Source organism: Adonisia turfae CCMR0081 (genome assembly GCF_011009555.1).
Classification (GTDB): Bacteria; Cyanobacteriota; Cyanobacteriia; order Phormidesmidales; family Phormidesmidaceae; genus Leptothoe; species Leptothoe turfae.
The window spans coordinates 2924970-2944863 of sequence record NZ_QXHD01000004.1 but is presented as its reverse complement, the minus strand read 5'-3'; the positions used below and the strand labels follow the sequence as shown (position 1 = coordinate 2944863).

General features: G+C 44.8%; 15 protein-coding genes and 1 pseudogene. 13 read left to right on the top strand and 3 right to left on the bottom strand.

Annotated features, from left to right (window positions below; genetic code table 11):
• Positions 1-87 precede the first annotated feature (87 nt).
• Both DXZ20_RS16925 and DXZ20_RS16920 read left to right on the top strand, forming a co-directional pair.
• Positions 88-1134, top strand: a complete 1047-nt coding sequence (locus DXZ20_RS16925) for a hybrid sensor histidine kinase/response regulator (RefSeq protein ID WP_163663996.1) — start codon at positions 88-90, stop codon at positions 1132-1134.
• Positions 1135-1480: 346 nt separating this feature from the next.
• Positions 1481-1834 carry a response regulator gene (locus tag DXZ20_RS16920; protein WP_163699411.1) on the top strand — a complete coding sequence of 118 codons (354 nt, stop codon included), beginning with the start codon at positions 1481-1483 and terminating at the stop codon, positions 1832-1834.
• 68 nt (positions 1835-1902) lie between these two features.
• Here the strand turns inward: DXZ20_RS16920 and DXZ20_RS16915 are convergent, their stop codons facing one another.
• Positions 1903-2259 (bottom strand): hypothetical protein, encoded by a 357-nt coding sequence (locus DXZ20_RS16915; protein ID WP_163664000.1) that lies wholly within the window; start codon positions 2257-2259, stop codon positions 1903-1905.
• A 635-nt stretch (positions 2260-2894) separates the two neighbouring features.
• Entirely contained in the window at positions 2895-3506 is a 612-nt protein-coding gene (locus tag DXZ20_RS16910; protein WP_163699409.1) for a TetR/AcrR family transcriptional regulator, read from the bottom strand.
• Positions 3507-3752: 246 nt separating this feature from the next.
• On the opposite strand from DXZ20_RS16910, the gene DXZ20_RS16905 reads away from it, so the two are divergent.
• From DXZ20_RS16905 to DXZ20_RS16875, 8 genes and pseudogenes are all read left to right on the top strand, one after another.
• Entirely contained in the window at positions 3753-4457 is a 705-nt protein-coding gene (locus tag DXZ20_RS16905) for an SDR family NAD(P)-dependent oxidoreductase (RefSeq protein ID WP_163699408.1), read from the top strand.
• Between the two features lie 56 nt (positions 4458-4513).
• Positions 4514-5503, top strand: a complete 990-nt coding sequence (locus DXZ20_RS16900) for an NADPH:quinone reductase (protein WP_163699404.1) — start codon at positions 4514-4516, stop codon at positions 5501-5503.
• A gap of 346 nt (positions 5504-5849) precedes the next feature.
• Positions 5850-6701, top strand: coding sequence for a uroporphyrinogen-III synthase (locus tag DXZ20_RS16895; protein WP_163699402.1), 852 nt, complete (start codon positions 5850-5852; stop codon positions 6699-6701).
• A gap of 155 nt (positions 6702-6856) precedes the next feature.
• The gene (locus DXZ20_RS37520; protein WP_250565797.1) at positions 6857-7186 is read left to right on the top strand and encodes a hypothetical protein; all 330 of its coding nucleotides are present in this window, start codon (positions 6857-6859) and stop codon (positions 7184-7186) included.
• Positions 7187-7198: 12 nt separating this feature from the next.
• Positions 7199-7441, top strand: a pseudogene (locus DXZ20_RS37515) (isoprenylcysteine carboxylmethyltransferase family protein); the annotation flags it as partial.
• Positions 7442-7678: 237 nt separating this feature from the next.
• Positions 7679-8986 (top strand): MFS transporter, encoded by a 1308-nt coding sequence (locus DXZ20_RS16885; RefSeq protein WP_163699401.1) that lies wholly within the window; start codon positions 7679-7681, stop codon positions 8984-8986.
• Positions 8987-9374: 388 nt separating this feature from the next.
• Positions 9375-10577 carry a response regulator gene (locus DXZ20_RS16880; protein WP_163699399.1) on the top strand — a complete coding sequence of 401 codons (1203 nt, stop codon included), beginning with the start codon at positions 9375-9377 and terminating at the stop codon, positions 10575-10577.
• Between the two features lie 75 nt (positions 10578-10652).
• Positions 10653-11015: a response regulator gene (locus DXZ20_RS16875; RefSeq protein ID WP_006513972.1), complete on the top strand. Its 363-nt coding sequence runs from the start codon at positions 10653-10655 to the stop codon at positions 11013-11015.
• 499 nt (positions 11016-11514) lie between these two features.
• Here DXZ20_RS16875 and DXZ20_RS16870 read toward each other — a convergent pair whose 3' ends face one another.
• Positions 11515-12627 (bottom strand): taurine ABC transporter substrate-binding protein, encoded by a 1113-nt coding sequence (locus DXZ20_RS16870; protein WP_163699397.1) that lies wholly within the window; start codon positions 12625-12627, stop codon positions 11515-11517.
• Between the two features lie 747 nt (positions 12628-13374).
• On the opposite strand from DXZ20_RS16870, the gene DXZ20_RS16865 reads away from it, so the two are divergent.
• The 3 genes from DXZ20_RS16865 (at position 13375) to DXZ20_RS16855 (ending at position 19867) form a co-directional block, all read left to right on the top strand.
• Entirely contained in the window at positions 13375-13932 is a 558-nt protein-coding gene (locus DXZ20_RS16865; RefSeq protein WP_163699395.1) for a chemotaxis protein CheW, read from the top strand.
• A gap of 58 nt (positions 13933-13990) precedes the next feature.
• Positions 13991-16411, top strand: coding sequence for a methyl-accepting chemotaxis protein (locus DXZ20_RS16860; RefSeq protein WP_163699393.1), 2421 nt, complete (start codon positions 13991-13993; stop codon positions 16409-16411).
• Positions 16412-16540: 129 nt separating this feature from the next.
• A complete protein-coding gene (locus DXZ20_RS16855) occupies positions 16541-19867 on the top strand; it encodes a hybrid sensor histidine kinase/response regulator (RefSeq protein ID WP_163699391.1) in 3327 nt (1108 codons plus the stop codon).
• The last annotated feature ends 27 nt before the right edge of the window (positions 19868-19894 follow it).

Genomic DNA, 19894 nt, shown 5'->3' with positions numbered 1-19894 from the left:
TTTACCTGAATACTTGAGCAAACCAGTTAATTTAGGGCAACTTGCCATTACTATTGAGAAGCTTTTAAGCGAACAAACGAACGCTCTATGAAACAGCCCGTTATTTTAGTGATTGATGATGAAGTTAGTCATTTTGACATTATCGAGGCCCTCTTCAATCGTCAGGATTATCAGCTTTATTATGCTGCCAGTGGAGAGGATGCCATTGTATCTCTAGATGCATTTAAGCCCGATCTAATTTTGCTCGATGTTCTCATGCCGGGTATTAGTGGTATCGAAGTGTGCCGTCGCATCAAGGCATCACCCCAATGGCAGAATGTTCCTATTATTGTAGTAACAATATTAGATACTAGAACAACAGTAACCTCTTGTATCAACGCAGGTGCTGATGACTTTCTTACTAAACCGGTTGACTCGCTCAAGCTGCGCACTTGTGTGAACTCCATGCTTAAAATTAAACAAGGATATGACACAAACGAAACACTATCTCGTATCCAATCAAATACAATTAATCTTTTAGAAAGTACCCTCGATGATTTACGAGCCAGCTTAGCTTCTCAATTATCCCACCATGATCTGTGCGATCGGATTGAGCAATCGGCCCAACGTTTAGAAAATCTAACAGTCAAGTTTCAGGTTTATATGGAGTTAGAGCTTGCTGCTAGTCAACCAAGCTCTTTAGAATTTGAAGAGAAGCAAAGCTTGAGTAGGGCTGTTGAACTAACAGCACCCCTTGCACACAGATATAACCGTAGTAATGACCTGGTCTTGATAATTGAGGATGCCGAAATTGCACTATCGGCTCGATATCTATCAATTATTCTCAATGAGTTACTCGATAATGCCCTAAAATTTTCTCCACCAGAAACACCTATTGAAGTTAGAAGTGAAGTGACAGAAGATTTTGTGACTCTATTCATCCGTGACTCAGGGCAAGGGATGACAGAAGAACAAATTGCCACCATTGATGACTCAATCCAGTTTGATCGGAAAGCTTATGGGCAAGAGCATACAGGGCTAGGATTGAAAATTGTCAAAAGAATTGTTGCCCTTGTTGGAGGACAGTTTGTAGTGAGAAGTAGTTATCAGCAGGGAACAATAGTAAGGCTGACCCTACCAATTACAGGGAGTTAGCTCCCTTTGAATGAGTAGTTTATCCTAATGAGCTATCAGATCTTGAGGTCCAATGCTGCTATGTATCTTACAGGCTCATCTTTACAAAAAATGTCCTAAAGTATAACTGCATACATCATTCAATATTTAAACCGTGTACTGTCTGAAAAGTCAGGCTTTTAGATTACTTCAAGAGAAATTGATTTATCTCGGCTTAAGTGTTTTAGGCCTTGTGGCGCAAGTGACATTAGACAAATTGCTTGAAAAGCCCAGGTTTATCATCAGTGCCAGTAACAGGTAGTACTCTTGGTGAAAGTCCTGAAAAGCTGCATTTACAAAGAGCCCACCATCACTTGAGAGTACTCTTGTGGCAAGTATTCTGATTATTGAAGATGAACCGCATGCTGTTTCTTTTCTATCGAAAGGATTGCAGCAACTGGGGCATCGAACGTTAGCCGTGAATAATGAAGAGAGAGCCATACCGTTAGCTCTCTCTGACATGTTTGATCTGGTTTTGTTGGATTTGGTTCTGCCAGAGTTAGATAGTGTATCAATTCTTGGTGCAATACGTGCCCAGAACTTACAGGTCCCTGTGATAGTTGTGACAGCCTTATCTAGTGAAGAGGAACGGCTACGGGCTTTATTTTTAGGGGCTAATGAGTACCTTGCTAAACCCTTTAGCTTTGAGCGTCTAATGGCATATATTCACACATACGTGTAAGTAGCTACGCAGTATGAAGAGATATCTGGGATTTACGCTCAACATCAGTACGAGCTGTGAAGATCTCACTAGCATTCATTGATAACTTGCCACGCTTTCAACAATTTCACTACTTGATCATCCAAAACATCCTTTAGCTCACTGCCACGGATACCATACTTTTCATGCCTTGCCCAGTAACCATCAGTAGATTGGGCAGCTAATTCAATAGCAAAGGAGTTTAATTCTCCATCAATATTTGCTTCTCCTGCTTGAAATGCATCATAATTATAGAGATTTACCAATAAACAACCAGCTTTCTTTTGCCAAAGACGGTCACAGTAATTAAGCACGGCTGAACTGGGTGGAAGCTCCTTCCAGCCCTTCTGTTCCAGCCACTCAGCTAGGTCCGAAAGGGTTGATGTTTTTGCTATCCGCGCTTGCATTTGGCTCCTTTATGATTTCTTAAATGTCTTCGGAGTAGCGACACTTGATTTGTTCATCATAAAGTCAGAAAAAGAAAAAGATTTCTGACATAGGTGAAAAACAGCCAAGTGACAGATGCCACTTAGTAAAGTGATGTCCCAAGTATAGAACACGATTATATACTAGGCTGCGCTGTCTGGGGAGAAGTTGCCTGAGAACCACAAGACGGTTAACAATTACGGTGATTATCTTAAGTATGCATGCAGGTTTAAACTCAATAAACTAGTCTCATATCACATACTTAGTCAGGTTAGTGGATTATTTTAATAAGTTTGATAGATTATTGTTCTCTTTAATATTTCATATTAGCTATCCATGATTAGAGATCAGGCATCGTTTGCTGTAAGCTCTATCCTGTAACTGAAGTCAAATGTCTACTTAGAGATAAAACAACAAAAATTGTTATAAAAACTAAAGAAGAATTTCTAAGCTGCCTGATTCGACCAGGTAAGGGCATAGATGAATTCATATAGAGGTGTTTGTCTGAGGACGTTCCCGCCCCTCTTGGGTGTAGTCAGTAATTTACGCTCTAACTTGTAAAGGTATAAATTGTCTTCAAAAGTGGGAATGGTAGTCCCAGCTATTTGCCAGCCTCTTATGGCTTGAGAATACTGACAATTGCCTGCCTATGCAATGCTGCCGCAAACGCCTCATCCAAAGGTAAATGCTTTACTAACAGACGATAGTAGATCGGCCCATACAGAATATCCATCGCTAAATTTGGGTCTATGTCTGGGGCAAATTCACCGGACTCGATACCCTGGAGAATTATGTGTCGGGCAGCATTGCGTCGAGGCTTGAGAAAGCGATCGCAAAAACTTTCCAATGCCTCCGGATCACACTGTCCCTCAGCAATAATTTGTGCCACAATCCGACCCACATCACCACTCAGGATCTTTACCACCTGGCGCATCTGCAATGCTAAAGATGCCGACGCAGTATCCGTTTTAGGAAACGGCAGACTTGGCTCCACCTGAGCTAAAAACGCATCCACAATCACCGCCGCCTTACTGGGCCACCAGCGATAAATTGTTGTTTTACCCACCCCAGCTTCACGGGCGACAGCCTCAATAGAAACCTTGCGGACGCTATATGTCTGCAGCAATTTCCACGCTGCTGTCAGGATTGCCTGCTTCGACTCCCAGGAACGGGGTCGTCCAACCGAGGCCGGCTGGTTGGATTTGGCGCTGCTTTTCTGACGTGGCATACTATTTACCTCAAGCTTTTCAGGTTTTTTGATTATACATACGATACGAATCGTACAGAAATCATCTCAGAAGTGTTGACATTTCCGATACGAATCGTTTAGAAGATATATATATACGAAACGCAACGTTTTTATTTTAGGTATGGTTTCAAAGATGATCTATTTAACTGTCTTGACGTTTGTTGAATAAGCCAATGGTGAAACGAGAAGAGCACGACACCCATTCCACAACAGAAAATTCACCCCATGACCACACAACAACAAAAACAAGCACTAGTAACCGGTGGCAATCGCGGCATTGGATTTGCGATCGCACAGGGCCTCCTCGCCAAAGACTACAAAGTAATCCTCACCGCGCGCGCGCTCAACAGTGCCAAACAAGCTGCCAAAACCCTCAACGGTCCCGTCATTCCCCTCGAATTAGACGTTAGCGATGACAGCTCCATCAAGCAAGCGGTTCAGACACTTAAATCCCAAGGCATCAACCACCTAGATGTATTAATCAATAATGCTGGCGTTTACCCAGATAACAGCGTCGACATACTAACCATCTCCCGCGAGTTGTTAGATTCAGCCATGCACACCAACACATTTGGCGTGGTATGCATGGTGCAAACCTTCTTACCTCTGTTAGAAGCCGCTGAGAATGCTAGGATAATCAACGTTTCCAGTGGTATGGGAGCGCTGGATGGCCTCACCACAACAGCACCTAGCTACTGCCTTTCCAAGCTAGCGCTCAACGGTGCCACTATCATGCTGGCCCAATTACTAAGGTCTAAAAACATTGTTGTGAATGCCATGTGTCCAGGCTGGGTCAGAACCGATATGGGAGGATTCTCAGCACCACGATCACCAGAACAAGGAGCAGATACGGCCATCTGGTTAGCCACCGAGGCTTCTGGGAAAGACAGTGGTAAGTTTTGGCGAGATCGCAACATAATTGATTTCTAGAGACTTTGTATGCAACGTCTCTACATCCAAAAAATGCCCCTAAAGGAGAACGTACAATGAAAGCTGTTTGGTATGAAAAACCAGGTAATGCAACAGAGGTTCTAGAATATGGTGATATGGAACAGCCAGCACCTGGTGCTGGAGATGTGCGAATCAAAGTGCATGTTTCCGGCATTAATCCCTCTGATACCAAGTTTCGCAGTGGTTGGATGGGGCTAAAACAACCCTACCCCAAAACTATTCCCCACAACGATGGTGCAGGGGTGATTGATGCCGTAGGAGAGAATGTGTCACCTGAGCGCATCGGAGAACGGGTGTGGATCTACGAAGCCCAACGACACTCAGCATTTGGCACAGCTGCAGACTATGTAGTGGTGCCTGCCCATAAAGCAATGACGATGCCCGAGTCTCTGGACTTTGCAGCAGGCGCTAGCTTAGGTGTTCCAGCGATGACGGCACACTTTTCCGTGTTTAGTGATGGTCCCATTACTGACAAAACGGTGCTGGTGCATGGAGGAGCCGGTGCCGTTGGCATGTATGCCATTCAACTAGCTAAATGGGGTGGCGCGAAGACAATCTTGGCGACAGTGAGCAGTGATGAGAAAGCAGCTGTTGCCAAACAAGTGGGGGCTGATTATGTGATTAATTATCGGCAGGAAAACGTGGTCGCAAAGGTTCGCGAGATTACCGGAAAGTGGGGGTGCGATCGCATCGTCGATGTTGCCCTGGCTGCCAACATTGACATCAACGCCAAACTTGTTGCCCGCAATGGCGTGATTGCCACCTATGAGTCAGGCAATGCAGCTAAAGTAGAAATTCCTTTTTATGAACTGCTCTACAAAAATGCCGCCCTCCGTACAGTGCTGGTTTACGCCATGAGTGACGCAGCCCATGAGGCCGCTGCCCGCGACATTAATCAGGCTAGTCGCGATGGTGCCCTTCAACATTTGATCGCAGCCCACTATCCCTTAAACGAAACCGCCGCTGCCCATGATGCAGTGGACAGCGGCAAACTCATCGGCAAAGTTGTTATTGATATCACTTAACAGGATACACGACCCAACTCATCAAGCACTGCCCCTGAGATCCCATTGCAAATATGCGTGCTATTAAGTACCTACACCTGCAAGAATAAAATTGATCGCCGTTTCCGTTTGCTGCTTGACCATTTCAGAACTTAGGGTAACCGTCTGGGGATCTGTAGTAAGTTGTTGAAATATAACAACAAGATCAAGATCTGAGGTGGCAGTACTTTATTAAATCCCTGTAGGGTGGAGGCAATGCCCATCCTAACCGCTGATCAGCATGAGTACCCTTAAACCTTTCTATGTCAATAATTTAAGGGGGATTCGAATGTAAGCTAGATGTAGCGACGACAATAAGAGTAAAAAGATGACTGCTACTCGATTTTCGGGTGAAACTATTCTTGTGACTAGGCCCGTAGACCAAGCCGATACCTTTGTCCAACAACTTAGGGGTCAGGGAGCCAATGCGATCTCACTCTCGGCATTGTCGATTCAGCCACCGTCTAGTTGGCACGAGCTCGACCAACAACTTTCCCGGCTATCGGAGTTTGATTGGTTGATTCTAACTTCGGCTAATGGGGGCAAGTTCTTTATTGAGCGTTTGAGATCCCAGGGCTATTCACTCCAAGACATTGCCACAGTCAAAATTGCGGTTGTCGGTCGAAAAACTGCAATTTTCTTGCAACAAAAGGGGCTGACACCCGATTTTATTCCACCTCAATTCATTTCTGATTCGCTGGTGGAACATTTTCCTGATCGCGATCACTTGAACGGGGCCCAAATTTTATATCCCTGCTTGGAAGATGAACGACGGGACCTACTCATTACTGAACTTTCTCGCCTAGGGGCTGTGGTGTGGGATGTTCCAGCCTACCGCTCTGCCTGTCCAGAGGATATTGAACCGGACACGCTACAGGCCCTCAAGCAAGGAATTATTGATGTAGTTACATTTGCCAGTCCTAAGACAGTTCGATGCTTCCAACAACTCCTACAGGCCCATCAAAATAAGCTGGGCGCATTGCCAGAACAGCTATTGGAAAAGGTGGCGATCGCTTCTATTGGACCACTAACATCTGAAGCCTGTCAAGAGATCTTTAGTCGGGTAGATATTCAGCCTAATGAGTACTCTCTAAATGGTTTAACCGCAGCGCTGATTCAATGGGCCGCAGCAAGAGGATCTGCATTTGAGGCAAAGCAAACGCGTTTGCCCATCAACTAGCAGGAAGAGAGCTACGTTACAAAAGATTGAGTAATGGCCCGTCATTCCTGGGGGATTTCGCTATGATCATGGGAGTTATTTATTGAGAAATACTCTTAATAAATAACTGATCCTGTGTCTGGAAGTAAACTTAATTAGCATGTAAGAGGCCAATCATGGATTCCCTCATTCTCAAAATTATCTTCTTAGTTTTCTTCGTATTAACAGGGATTATCCGCAAACCCTATCAACGGGAGATTAAGGAGAATACCATCATCGATAACCGTAAACCCCCTCTAGAGAATGGCCTGTTAGCATTTGTTCTGCTGGGGATGTTTGTTTTGCCGCTGATTTATATTGTTACGCCACTGTTTAATTTTGCTAACTATTTTCTACCGATTTGGGCGAATGTATTGGGCATTTTGATGTTTGAGATCGCGCTCTACTTATTTTGGCGTTCTCACCATGATCTCGGCAAAAACTGGTCACCCACATTGCAGGTTTGAAAAGACCATACATTAATTACCAACGGCATTTATCGATCTATCCGCCACCCCATGTATACCTCGCTCTGGTTATGGGCCATGGCCCAAGCACTATTATTAACAAATTGGATTGCCGGTCTTTCAGGCATAATTACGTTTGGTTTTCTATATTTTCTCCGGGTGGGTAATGAGGAGAAAATGATGCTGGAACAATTTGGTGAACAATATCAAGCATATCGGCAACGGACGAAGCGGTTGGTCCCGTTTATTTTTTGATTGTTTGACCATAAGCGCCATATATCGCCCCCTCCCTGACAGCGATTAAGGTAATTTCTAACGGTATGGCAGAACGAGTGCACAGCTTTTGAGCAAACTATCGTTACGCGATCGCGTTGCTGCAGCCCTACTAGCACAACGATAATTTGCGGCATTACAGCTGCACTTGGGACAATAATGATAGAGGCAATAATAATAGAGCCCCACTTCTGGGCGATAGGTAGAACATAACCATCCATGGAGCACACCGAAGCTCAGACCGACCTGCAAGACACCGCCACTGGCATCTTTGCCTGGCTACCTCAACTCAGACGCGAAATATGGATTCTAGCGACCGGGCAGTTGCTTTTATACATCGGCCAGGGATTTACCCTGGTCTATGCCTCGATTTACTTTGTCAACGAACTTGGCTTTTCTCCGACTCAAGTCGGGTTAGCCTTAAGCAGTAGCGGTCTGGCTGGAATAGTCGGACGTTTTTGGTCCGGTTATGCCATTGATTCTGATTTTTGGGGTCGTCGTCGAACGCTGATGCTATCAGCCATGATTACGGCGTTAGCTTGTTTTTGTCTTGCCTTTGCCAATACCTTTGTGCTGTTAGTTTTAGGCAATCTGCTGTTGGGGTTAGGAATCAGCTTATACTGGCCTGCAAATTTATCCATCACAACAGACCTGACCACAACAGAAAACCGTACAGAAGCCTTTGCCCTAACGCGGCTAGTGGATCATCTGGGCCTTGCTTTGGGTGCTTTACTCGCTGGACAATATGTGGCTATGTCTGGTAACTACAGCATTCTGTTTATCCTAAAAGGCTTAACCTACGCCCTATTTGCTGGGGTGATCTATGTGGCAATTGCAGAAACACGACAGCCCCTCGGTGACGTGCGTAACGTATGGCAAGATTGGTGGCAAGCATTTCGCGATCGCAACCTCCTCACCTTCCTCAGCGCCAATATCATCTTTACCATCTATGCCGCCCAGTACACCAGCACTCTACCTCTGTATCTCGCCAACTTTATCCCTGGTGGCAATACAGAAATTGGCTTCTCAGAACAGTGGATCAGCTACTTCTTCGTCTGGCACGTTGTCCTAAAAGTTGTTTTTCAGCTCCCCATCACCCGTTTAGTCAAAACCATCAACCATGTCTCCATTATGTTAGTCGCCCTCATCATTTGGAGTGCTGCTTTCTTTTTGCTGTGGCTTGTCGGCAATATTGCAATCGACCCACTATTGATAGCCATCAGTGCCTTTAGCCTCATCGCTCTGGCCGAAATCCTCTATTCACCAGCAGGGGTTTCTCTTCTCGGTGAAATGGCACCTTCAAATTTGCGAGGGATTTACTTTTCCCTAGAATCTCAATGCTGGTCCATCGGATTTACGGTTGGCCCTGCCCTAGGAGGCTGGGCACTGGATCATCCTGAGACGATGGGGACTAATCTATGGCTATATTTGATTACTGGAGGTTTTGTCGCCAGTTTTATTTTGGTGGTATTGAAGCAGAAAGTAACAACTGTTGAGGAGTCTGATCTTATTGTTGATGGGTTTTGAATAGTAAAGAGAAAGTATGTTGACTGGCTGTAACCAGTACAATATCTGTTGCATGCATGTCCAACAAATCCACGCAATTTAATCACTTTTCCTAACCAGCAATATTAATCTTGTTGCTTCTAGAGTAGAGCTGAGAGTAACAAGATTACGATTATTGCTTGGCTTTAAAAAGGATTAACCAATGTTGTATTTAAACAAGACATGGGAATCTTAAAGTCATCAATTATTTACTTCTTCATTCCCTTTTCCCAAGACTGGTAAAGACCAGACTTAAAGCCTCCAAGGATTTGAGTGTAGAGGTAGATGTTAAGTAGTTAAACAGCTTATTCGTATTCCATAAACAAAAGCTGTGAACTTGAGTGAAAGATCAGTTAGTTAGGTTCTGTACATGGTCGATAGTTTTAACGGTATTAAGCAGTGTCTTGACATTGCCCAATCCAAAAAAAATGGTTGCTTACAGGTTAAGAGCAATGGCATCACCTGGAATGTTTTTGTCAAGGAAGGCCGCCTTCAATATGCCGTCCATTCCATACAGACGTTCGAGACAGTAAAATACTGCCTAAATAAGTTAGGGTATCGGGTGCCTGAAAAGACGCTAGACAATTTACAGCCCGATTTTCGAAGCGTTCAACTATCCACTAACCAAGTATGGTTACTCTATGAAGCCAGCAATCAGCTATATCAAGAGAGGGTCTTAGACAGTAATGCCACCCAAATGCTTAAGCTGGAACTGTCTAAAGACGCCCTAGAATCTTTGTTTTGGTTAAGACAAGCAACATATGTATGGCTAGACCAGACGTCATATCACCCTGATGTTGCTTCTTTCTCAACCATCATTAACCAGTTGAAAGAACAACTCAAAATCTGGCAAAGGTTGAGTCAAATAGTGTCCTCACCTTACCAGCGGCCCTATTGCCCTGACCGAAGTAAGCTTAGTCAGCCTGTGCCCAATGGTATATTGACTCAGACACTCCTTCAAGCACTGGCTCAGCTGATGAATGGTAATAATATTCAACAACTCGCGTCATTTGTGAGGCAAGATACTCTGAAATTTGCCCAATTGCTAAATCCGTACATACAACAACAGTACTTTATTTTAAAATCTCCGGTTTCTCCTTACGACAAGCTTCCCAATATTCCAGCCCCGAACAGTGTTCAGACCGTAGGGAAACCAACCATTTCACCCCCAACCTCCTTGCAAACCCATAGAAAGGTTCACAAGATTGTTTGCATTGATGACAGCCCAGCAATGCTAGAAACGATTCAAGGTTACTTAGGTTCAGAAGGCTTTGATGTAGCCACCGTTGAAAATCCGATGGAATCAATGTCAACTCTGTTTTCCATGAAACCAGACTTAATTTTGATGGATGTTTCCATGCCAGGTATTAACGGTAATCGTCTGTGCACGATCCTGCGTCGTAGCTCTGTCTTCAAAAAGGTGCCAATCATTATGGTCAGCAGTAATACCAGTGTCTTAGATAAAGCCAAATCCGAATCCTCTGGTGCCACTGATTACCTAACCAAGCCTTTTTCAAAAGCAGATTTGCTCGCCATTGTTGAAGAGTATCTTTCAATTGTTGTTGCTGCATAGAAAGCTCTGGGCAGGCTAAGTGTGTGTTCTAAGTCTTTCGTTTCCTATATTTTTTGATGTTCTAAGGAGTAATCCATGGGTAAAAATATACTTGTTGTTGACGATATGCAGGCTCAGCGTGATTTAATGTCTAACTACTTATCACGAGCCGGTTATAACGTTACCACCGCTGAAAGTGGTGCAGAGGCCCTGGTAATGGTCAAAGCCAACAAACCCGATATTGTTGTAACGGATTTAGTGATGCCTGAAATCACAGGTTTGGAATTGTGCCGTGAACTTAAACGTCAACCAGACACTGCAGCAATCCCCGTCGTGGCCTGTACAACTAAAGATCGCAAAATGGACCAGAACTGGGCCAGAAAGCAGGGGGTAGCCGCCTATGTGGTTAAGCCCTGTACTGAGCAAGAATTAGTCGATGCAGTTCGCTCGGTCGTCTAGTATATAAGGCTTTATTAGGACGTCCCTGCAAGCCAGATCGCTTAGATACCTATCTCCATATTGCACTTATTCCCAATATGCTTGTCATGACACTGGGAGTCCTGGGTAATGTGGAGAATGGGTTTAAGAACAGATTGATTCCTTCATGTATTTGAGCTTTGCCCCCATAAAAACTGTTGCATCTTTTTAATTTAAGCAGTAATATCCCCTAGCTAGGGCATGCGCTCTGGCTAGGGGATTTATGCATTAAGGTGTGTTACAAGTTTGGTGTAAAAAGCTGATGACCAACGTAAGGCGCTGGCGCTTAAATAATTACCCCATTATCCCATTACTCATCCACCCATCGACAGCCCCAACCCGGGTCTTTATTTTTGTGCAGTCCCCTAATCAATAGCCCATCAATGTTGTATTAAAACTAGTAGTAACTCCCGCAGCACGAATCAGACTTCGTTTTTCCTACGGGAGTTACTTATCAAGTGTGAAATACGTTTGAGGAACCTTACTTGGCAGCTACAGCTCCACCAGCGGAATTTACCGCATTATTGTAGATTGCAGCATGATAGCTTGCTAGATCAGGTGCTTGTTCAATAGCGCCTTGAGTGACCATAAACTCAGCTGATTCCAGTAGGACTTTACCCAAAGCACCAGGTGCATCCGATGTGCCTAAATATTTAATGCTCGCTTGTTCTTCAGCGCTGAGCCAAACTAACTCGTTCATTACATCGAGACTTTGTTCAGGTGTTAATCCAAGTTCGCCTGAGATAGCCTGTGCAGCTGATTCTGGGTCTGCACGGTAGAAGTCAACCGCTTCATCTAATGCCATGACATATTTCTCAACGGCCTCTGGATATTGGCTGACAAAATCTTGGTGAACAACAGCCAAATCAGCAGTAATAATACCCTCATCAGCTAATTGCTTGGCCGATGTAATAACAATACCATTATCCTCTTGAAGCTTACCCAGAACTGGATGCCATATAAAACTGCCATCAATGGTTCCTTTCTGCCATGCCGCCAATGTTTCATCCGGCGTCATATCAACAATCTTGACTTCCGCAGCATCTACCCCATTTTCTCGTAAGGCCGATAAAAGGCTAAAGTGGGTCGTCGAGCCAAATGGCACAGCAATAGTTTTCCCTTTCATATCAGCAAGGCGGATAATCCCAGAGTCAGGCCTGATGGCAAGAGCCTCGTTCTCACCAATAATGTCATGAATGAAATAAACCTGGTAAGGTAGATTATTGGCAATGCCTGTAGAAACAGGGACAGAGCCAGCCAAACCTAAATCAATTTCTCCGGCCATCATCGCCTGGTTGACATCACCACCAGAACTATACTGAACCCATTCTATCTCAACCCCTGGGAGGTTTTCTTCAACCATACCCTGGGATTTTGCCAATAGCTCAGCATTGGGAATCACCTGATAACCTACTCTGATTTCTTCTGGCATACTACCTGCACTGTTGCCGTTGTTTGCCCCAGCATTATTCTCAACAGTTGCCTTGGGTGTGCAAGCAGAGATCGTTAATACCAGACTTAATCCTGTCAAGCCTAGTAATGTGTTGAATTTTCTGCGTGGTAGACCAGTTTGTCGAAGCTGTTCAAAAAACATTTAGGTTACATGTCCTTACGGTAAACGGACTGAGGTGCAATATTCGATTGCAGGTCAGATAGAAACCCTTAGGAATTTCCCGGGTGTGTAGTGTTGGCAATATGATTCCCTCGGAAAGTTGTGATTGATGATTCTTGTCTAAAGCATAAGGTTTCTGGATGAGACTTTTGCGAATTGATAATTTTACATAATGGCAGTGATTCAGGAATTGCATAATACAATGTCCTAGAACACTACACTCTCGAAGATTTGACCTCACATATGCAGGTCAAGATATCCTGCCAAACGAAACAAGTATTTGACACTAAATAGGTGGTTTGATACTTATATGGGGCTGTTGGGCAATCTACAAGTACTTCCACAACTGCTTACGCAATCATAAGAATGCATTAGAAACTTTATGGTGATTGAAACAAGTTAGGTATGTATGGGTTTATCACACATCTAGTCAAAGCCATCTTATGCTACTGATGGATGTTATTCAAAAATTGCAATAACAGAGTCGAAATATCTTTTATTCCTGTGTTGCTTGCACAGCCAAAGATCGCGAAATGGATCACTCTTGGGCTAAGAAGGAAGGAGTTGCAGCTTATGCCGTCAAGTCTTGCGCAGTAGAACAACTTATTGACGCAGTTTGATGCAGTGCGACATGTTGCTCATTGGTGCGTAGTATGGCTTATATTCTATTTCCTTGGTTCTGGTGTTGTCAGATCCTGTCTTATGCTTTTTGATACTTCTTATTGACCCATGCAAACGACGCAAAAACCGATCGAACGACTCCAAGCTTTACTGCCTGATGTGTTTGAACCCCAAACTCAAACAGGAGAGTTATATCTAAAATTTCACCTTGGTTTATCCTTAACTGTAGTTATTCCTTTGGTACAGGTGGTAGAAACTCTCAGGATTTCAGCTCATCAGGTTTCACCTATTCCAAATATGCCTGCTTCTGTGCTAGGCCTGATGAGCCATCAAGGTAAAATATTATGGGCACTTGACCTCCCTAAATTGTTAGAAGTACCTCAAAAGGATGTTCGTTCTCGGCAATACGATATCATTGTGGTTGAGGTTATGTTAGATGATGGTCAAGAATCTGATTGCCAATTTCTAGGCCTGTATGTTCCTCAGATTCAAGGTACATTACGGATGAATCCGGAAGACCTGATACCCTCGTTTGAGGAGATAATGCCAGGGCTTGCACCATATTTGCAAGGACAGTTTCAGGGGGAAGATGAAAAGCTATTCCTTCTGGATGTTGGTGCTATTTGTAGTGCGGAATCTTTATACGTTTACGCAAGTAGTTCGTAAGAGCTATTGGCAAGCTTCTGCTTTCTTTATTCTTCATTGCTTATCATTTTGAATGATTATGGTCTCTTCTTCTGTAAATCAAAATCCATCTTTAACTGAAACATCCTCCCTGGTTAAAAATGGTTTATCTGGTGCATCCCGCGTTCAAAACCAATCGAAAGTTACCCAAGGACAAACACTTACCCAACGTCTTCTTACCTATGTGTTACCAACGGCCTTGATCCCGCTGATCGTAGCAGGAGCCGTCGAATTTTTCACGGTGAAGCAAAAGGCTAAAACGCAGGCACTGGAAAATCTTAAACTAGAATCATTGCTGGCTGCCGAAGCTGCCAATGTCTTTGTGGTAGATACGCTAAAAATTCCAGAAGTGATTGGTTTAAATCCATCGGTTCGCCAGGCCTTAGTGACTGATGCCAAGAAAGCTGTGAGTAAAAATTGGCATACTACCCCCATTGACGCTCTAGAAACATCATTTTCCAGTACCAAGCTCCTGACCCCAAATAGCTCTTTAAATCAATACCTTAAAGATGTTGCTGTAGTTGAGGGATTTGGCGAGATTTTCTTTACTGAGCGTCATGGCTTTAATGTAGCCTATAGTAACGTTACCTCAGACTTTGTCCAACGAGATGAAGAATGGTGGCAGGTTGCGAGTCAGAAAGGGTATTTTGTCAGTTCAGTTGTTAGCGATGAGTCTGCTGGTATTGATGGTATCGAAATGTCTCGGAGCATTTTAGAGCCGAGCAATAATAATTTTTTAGGCGTGATTAAAACCTTAGTCCCGGTTGAGGCACTCCATGCAGAGCTGACAACCCTATTGTCGGCTATCTTGCAGGATAACCAGGTTATTGAAATCTTAGATGCAAGGTCAGGTACTCCTGTTGCGGTTGTCTCTTCAGAAGGTACTCAAGTTGAGGCCGAGTCTTTATTGGGAACTGAGTCCATTAAGGTGATTGCTAAGGAACTGGATAATGCCCTAAATACTCCTGACTATACTGTTGATGACATTATTGAAGATATCCGTGCAGCCGTAGAGTTACCTGATCTAGAAATTAAGCTAGAAAAAGTGAATCAGGAGTATTTGGGCTTATATCTATCTTCACTCTTTCAACTAGAAGGTATTTATTACAGTATTACCACTGTGCCAGGCACAAACTGGGTGGCACTTGCGGTTGTTAAAGAAGCAGAGGTCAATGCAGCAGGCAATGATTTAATTCGAACATTTGGTGTGACGACGTTAGCTCTTGCTCTTTTAGCGACTGTAGTGTTGAGTGTTTTAGCGAGACAGTTAGCCTCTCCCCTGAAATCTTTGACCTCGACGGCAGCCGCTGCCGCAGGTGGCCAACTAGAGATTCGAGCACCTCTAGCGGGCACAGTGGAAACCAAAACTTTGGGGGCAGGTTTTAATTCATTGCTCAATCAGTTGCAGACCTTACTTCAAGAACAAACTGCTGTAGCCCAGGAACAAGAGCGTCAACGGGCGGAGCTAGAGAATGAAATCGCCCAACTGATGGAAGACGTTGGCGATGCCGCAGACGGAGACCTGCGAGTCCGTGCCCAGCTATCTGAGGGTGATGTCGGTATTGTAGCTGACTTGTTTAACTCAATCATTGAGAACTTACGACTCACGACAAAACAGGTGAAAAAGTCTACCGGGCAGGTAACCAGTTCTCTATCTGAAAATGAGGCCGCCATTCAAGAGCTGTCAGTTCAGGCCATAGCTGAGGTAGAATCCCTGAAAGACACGATGGAAGCGGTAGAAGATATTGGTCAATCAATTCAGGAAGTAGCCAACAACGCGGGGGAAGCTTCTGTTCTTACTCAAGATACGTACGCAACGGTGAAAGCCGGTACATCCTCTATGGATCAAACGGTAGCAAGTATTGTGGGTCTGAGATCAACGGTTGGTGAAACAGCGAAGAAAATCAAACGATTGGGTGAATCAGCCCAGAAGATTTCCCAAACAGTTAGCTTAATTGACGAAATTGCCTTGAAAACCAACTTATTGGCGGTTAATGCCAGTGTTGAGGCGGCCCGAGCCGGTGAAATGGGTGAAGGTTTCACAGCGGTTGCAGAACAGGTAGGATCGCTGGCAGAACAATCATCATCTGCAACCAAAGAAATTGCTCAGATTGTTGCGGAAATTCAAACAGAAACCCAGGAAGTTGTCGAGTCAATTGAAACGGGTACTGCCCAGGTGGTTGATAGTACCAACCTTGTGGAAACAACCAAGCAGCGTCTGACTGAAGCACTCAACAAATCAGAACAAATTAATGAACTGATGCAAAAAATCTCAGCATCTACCAAATATCAGACAGAGTCATCATCCGCTGTTAACGCACTGGTGAGAGAAGTCGCTGAGGAATCTGAAAAACGTTCAGAATCGGCACAGCAGATGGCCCAAGCCATGAAAGATGCCACTGAAGTTGCACAAGAACTAGAAGCTTCGGTAGAACAGTTTAAGATTGGCGACAAAAACTAACAAATACGGCTAAAACCGAGTGACCATTCAACCAAACGAATAAATAAGAGAGCTGCTATGGGTCCAGCTTAAAGCTCCGATTAAATTTGCAGTCCAGTTTCGACTTCAACACCATACCTGAATCACACCATGGCTACCGATCAGCAGGTTCGAGAAAGATTTCTGGAGGAATCCGGAGAATATTTTGAGCAGATGGAACAGGTTTTGCTTGGTCTGCCCGATGCAGAAAACCCTGCTCAGCAGATTGATGTGGCCATGCGCGCTGCCCACTCCCTGAAGGGAGGAGCTGGCATGATGGGGTTTGCACCCATGGCCCAGGTAGCCCACCGATTAGAAGATTTCCTCAAAATCATTAGAGCCCGTAATGTGGATGTGGATACTGCTTTGGAAACCCTTTTACTGCAAGGGGTAGATAGCCTGAAGGCCGTGAACTCACAACTGTCCTCAGGCTTGAGTGTTGATAACGCATGGATTGCAATCCATGTAGATCCTATTATTGAGCAGTTAAGAGATCGTTTGGGTGAACTAAGCGAGGCCGATGAAAGCCTCCTCCTCTCAGACGAGGACGATATAGACGTAGCCATTCTTGTGTTCAATGGGGGTGTGGAAGAAGCCCTGGATACGTTTGAGGCAAATTTGCCTGGCTATGCAGGAGAACCACTGCGGGAAGCTTTGTGTAAACAGGCTAATCGATTAATTGAACTGGGGCTGATGGGGGGAATCGATACCTTTGTAGAGCTTTGCCAGTCAGTTTATGATCAAGCCCAAAGCGCTAGCCTTGGGCAGATGCCAGCATTATGCAAGCAGGCATTGACGGCCTGGAGACGTTCTCAGTCCCTGGTGCAACTGGGGCGTATGGATAAGCTGCCATCCCAACTTAAATTTATTCCTGATACGACGCCTGATGCAACCTTGGAGAGTGCCACTGTAGTAGAGCCCACCGCCGTATGGGAATCGATATTACCCACAGACTCGCCGTCCGAAATAGAAGATGCCGTTCCTGACATATCTCTCCCGATGGCAGAAGAGACGATCAGTTTGGGTGATACTGATCTAGCAAGCTTGCAGATGGAAATGGCTGCTGCCGCTGAAGCGTTAGAAATATTACCAAGTATCGATAATGATAATATTGACAGCTCCATTGTTGTGGTTCCTGAGCCTGCTGTCGAAATACTTACAGAAGCCGAACTACTTGCAGAAATGGATCCACCAAGGCCTAAAAACCTGGGTATTGAGACTACTGTGGACCCACCAGCAATGGATTTACCTGAGCTGGATGCAAAGGATCTCAGCCAGTTACAGGCAGCATTTGCTCAACTTGACATAACCACCTTAGTTGACCCTTTTGATAAGGATAGGGTTACCGCAACATCCGATACTAATTTAGTCGCCCCAGAAATTACCCCAGACGCTATCTCTGAAGCAACCTCAGAAGCTATCCCGGCACAAGTATCCAATTCCACCCAAAGGTTGGCTCGCCCTAGGGTAAAACGAAAAATTGTTCGCCCTCAGATGACGGCACCTAAGCGAACCGGCACGTTTCGGATCGCTGCGGAAGATTTACAACAGATCAACGATCTCTTTGGTACCTTGATTCTGGAGCGAAATGCGATCAACCTGCGACAAAAGCAGTTAAATGATTTTGCCACCCTACTACAAGAACGGATGCAAGCATTGGAATCGTTTAACGTCCGGTTGCGTCAATGGTATGACCGTTCTTCTATGGAAAGTCTTCTGCCAACAGGGGCGATGAATATCAGTCTACCGGTTGCCCTTGCGGAGTCAAGAGCGTCTGATAGTGGCATAGGTGTGGCACTATCTCAAGATTTTGATGCCCTGGAGATGGACCAATATTCTGAATTACATTTGCTTGCCCAGGAGCAAATGGAAACAGTTGTTAAGCTTCAGGAGGTAACTGCTGACATCCGTCTGGGTCTGCGGGAAATGGACCAGACCACCCAGTCTCTTAATGGTACGACCCAAAAACTGCAAAATCGAATTACTCGGACTCAAATGCGTCCGATCTCGGATATACTAGGCCGCTTTCCTCGACTGATTCGTGATTTATCTGTTCAATACGATAAAAAAGTCAAGCTCAAAATCGAAGGGGAAACCACTCTCTTTGAACGGATTACTTTAGAGCTGTTGGCAGACCCTCTTACCCATATCCTGAGAAACTCCTTTGACCATGGGATTGAGCCAAACCATGAACGGATTAAGGCGGGTAAAGCTGAAATGGGATTGATAACCATTCGGGCTTCTCAAATTGGCAACCGTGCCCGAATGGTTATTCGTGATGATGGACGCGGCATTAACCTGGATAAAATTCGCGATCGCATGCGACAACACAATATTGATGAGGCTGTTATCAATAAAATGAGTAAGCAGGAGCTACTCTCCGTTATTTTTGATGCAGGGTTTAGTACCGCAGCTGAGGTTACTGAACTGTCGGGCCGTGGTGTGGGTATGGACGTGGTTCGCAGCAATTTGCAACAGTTGAATGGTGATATTCAGGTAGATACACAGCCTGGCCAGGGAACAACCTTTACCATTGAAATTCCCTTAAGCCTCTCTGTAATTCGGATCATGCTTTTGGAACAGGAATCCATGGTATTTGCTGTGCCTGTGGATGCTATAGAAGAACTGATGGCTCTGGATAGGGACCAACTGATTGACTCTGACCAAGGACCCAAATTTATCTGGCAGGGGCAACAGATCCCCTTAGTCCAGCTCGAAGATCACCTCACGTTCAATGGCAGGGCTTCCTTGACTCCCTTTGAGGGTAAACCTACCATTGACCACCCTATGGCTCTCATCGTTAGCCATGACAACGGTTATTGTGCCATTGTCATCCAGCGCTACTGGGGGGAGCAGGAAGTTGCTACCCGAGCCATTACAAGCCCCATTCCCTTGCCACCTGGCTTTGTCGGAGCAACTGTTTTGGGGGATGGTCGAGTTGTCTCTCTGGTTGATCTACCGCTACTCATTTCTAGTACTGCTTTTGACAAGATCCACACACCATTAGAAACCGAATCGGACGTTTCTAACCTCGTCCCATTACCCCAGCAAAACCATGGCTCGCAACCAACAGTCTTGGTCGTGGATGATTCTGTACACTTGCGTCGTTATCTTACACTTACCCTAGAGAAAGCAGGTTACTATGTCGAACAAGCACGGGATGGGCAAGAAGCCGTCGATAAACTTCTTAAAGGCTTAAACGTACAGGCTGTTCTTTGTGATGTAGAGATGCCTCGTCTTGATGGCTATGGTGTGCTGGATGAAATTAAAAATCGACCTGAGTTTAAGTCGTTACCCATTTCGATGCTAACCTCCCGCAGTAGTGAAAAGCACCGCAAATTAGCAATGAACCTGGGAGCTGCTGCCTACTTTGCCAAGCCATACAATGAGCAAGTGTTATTGCAGACCTTAGAGAAGCTCATTGCGAAAACAGTTTAACGGTATGGCGATTCCCGGTCATGATCC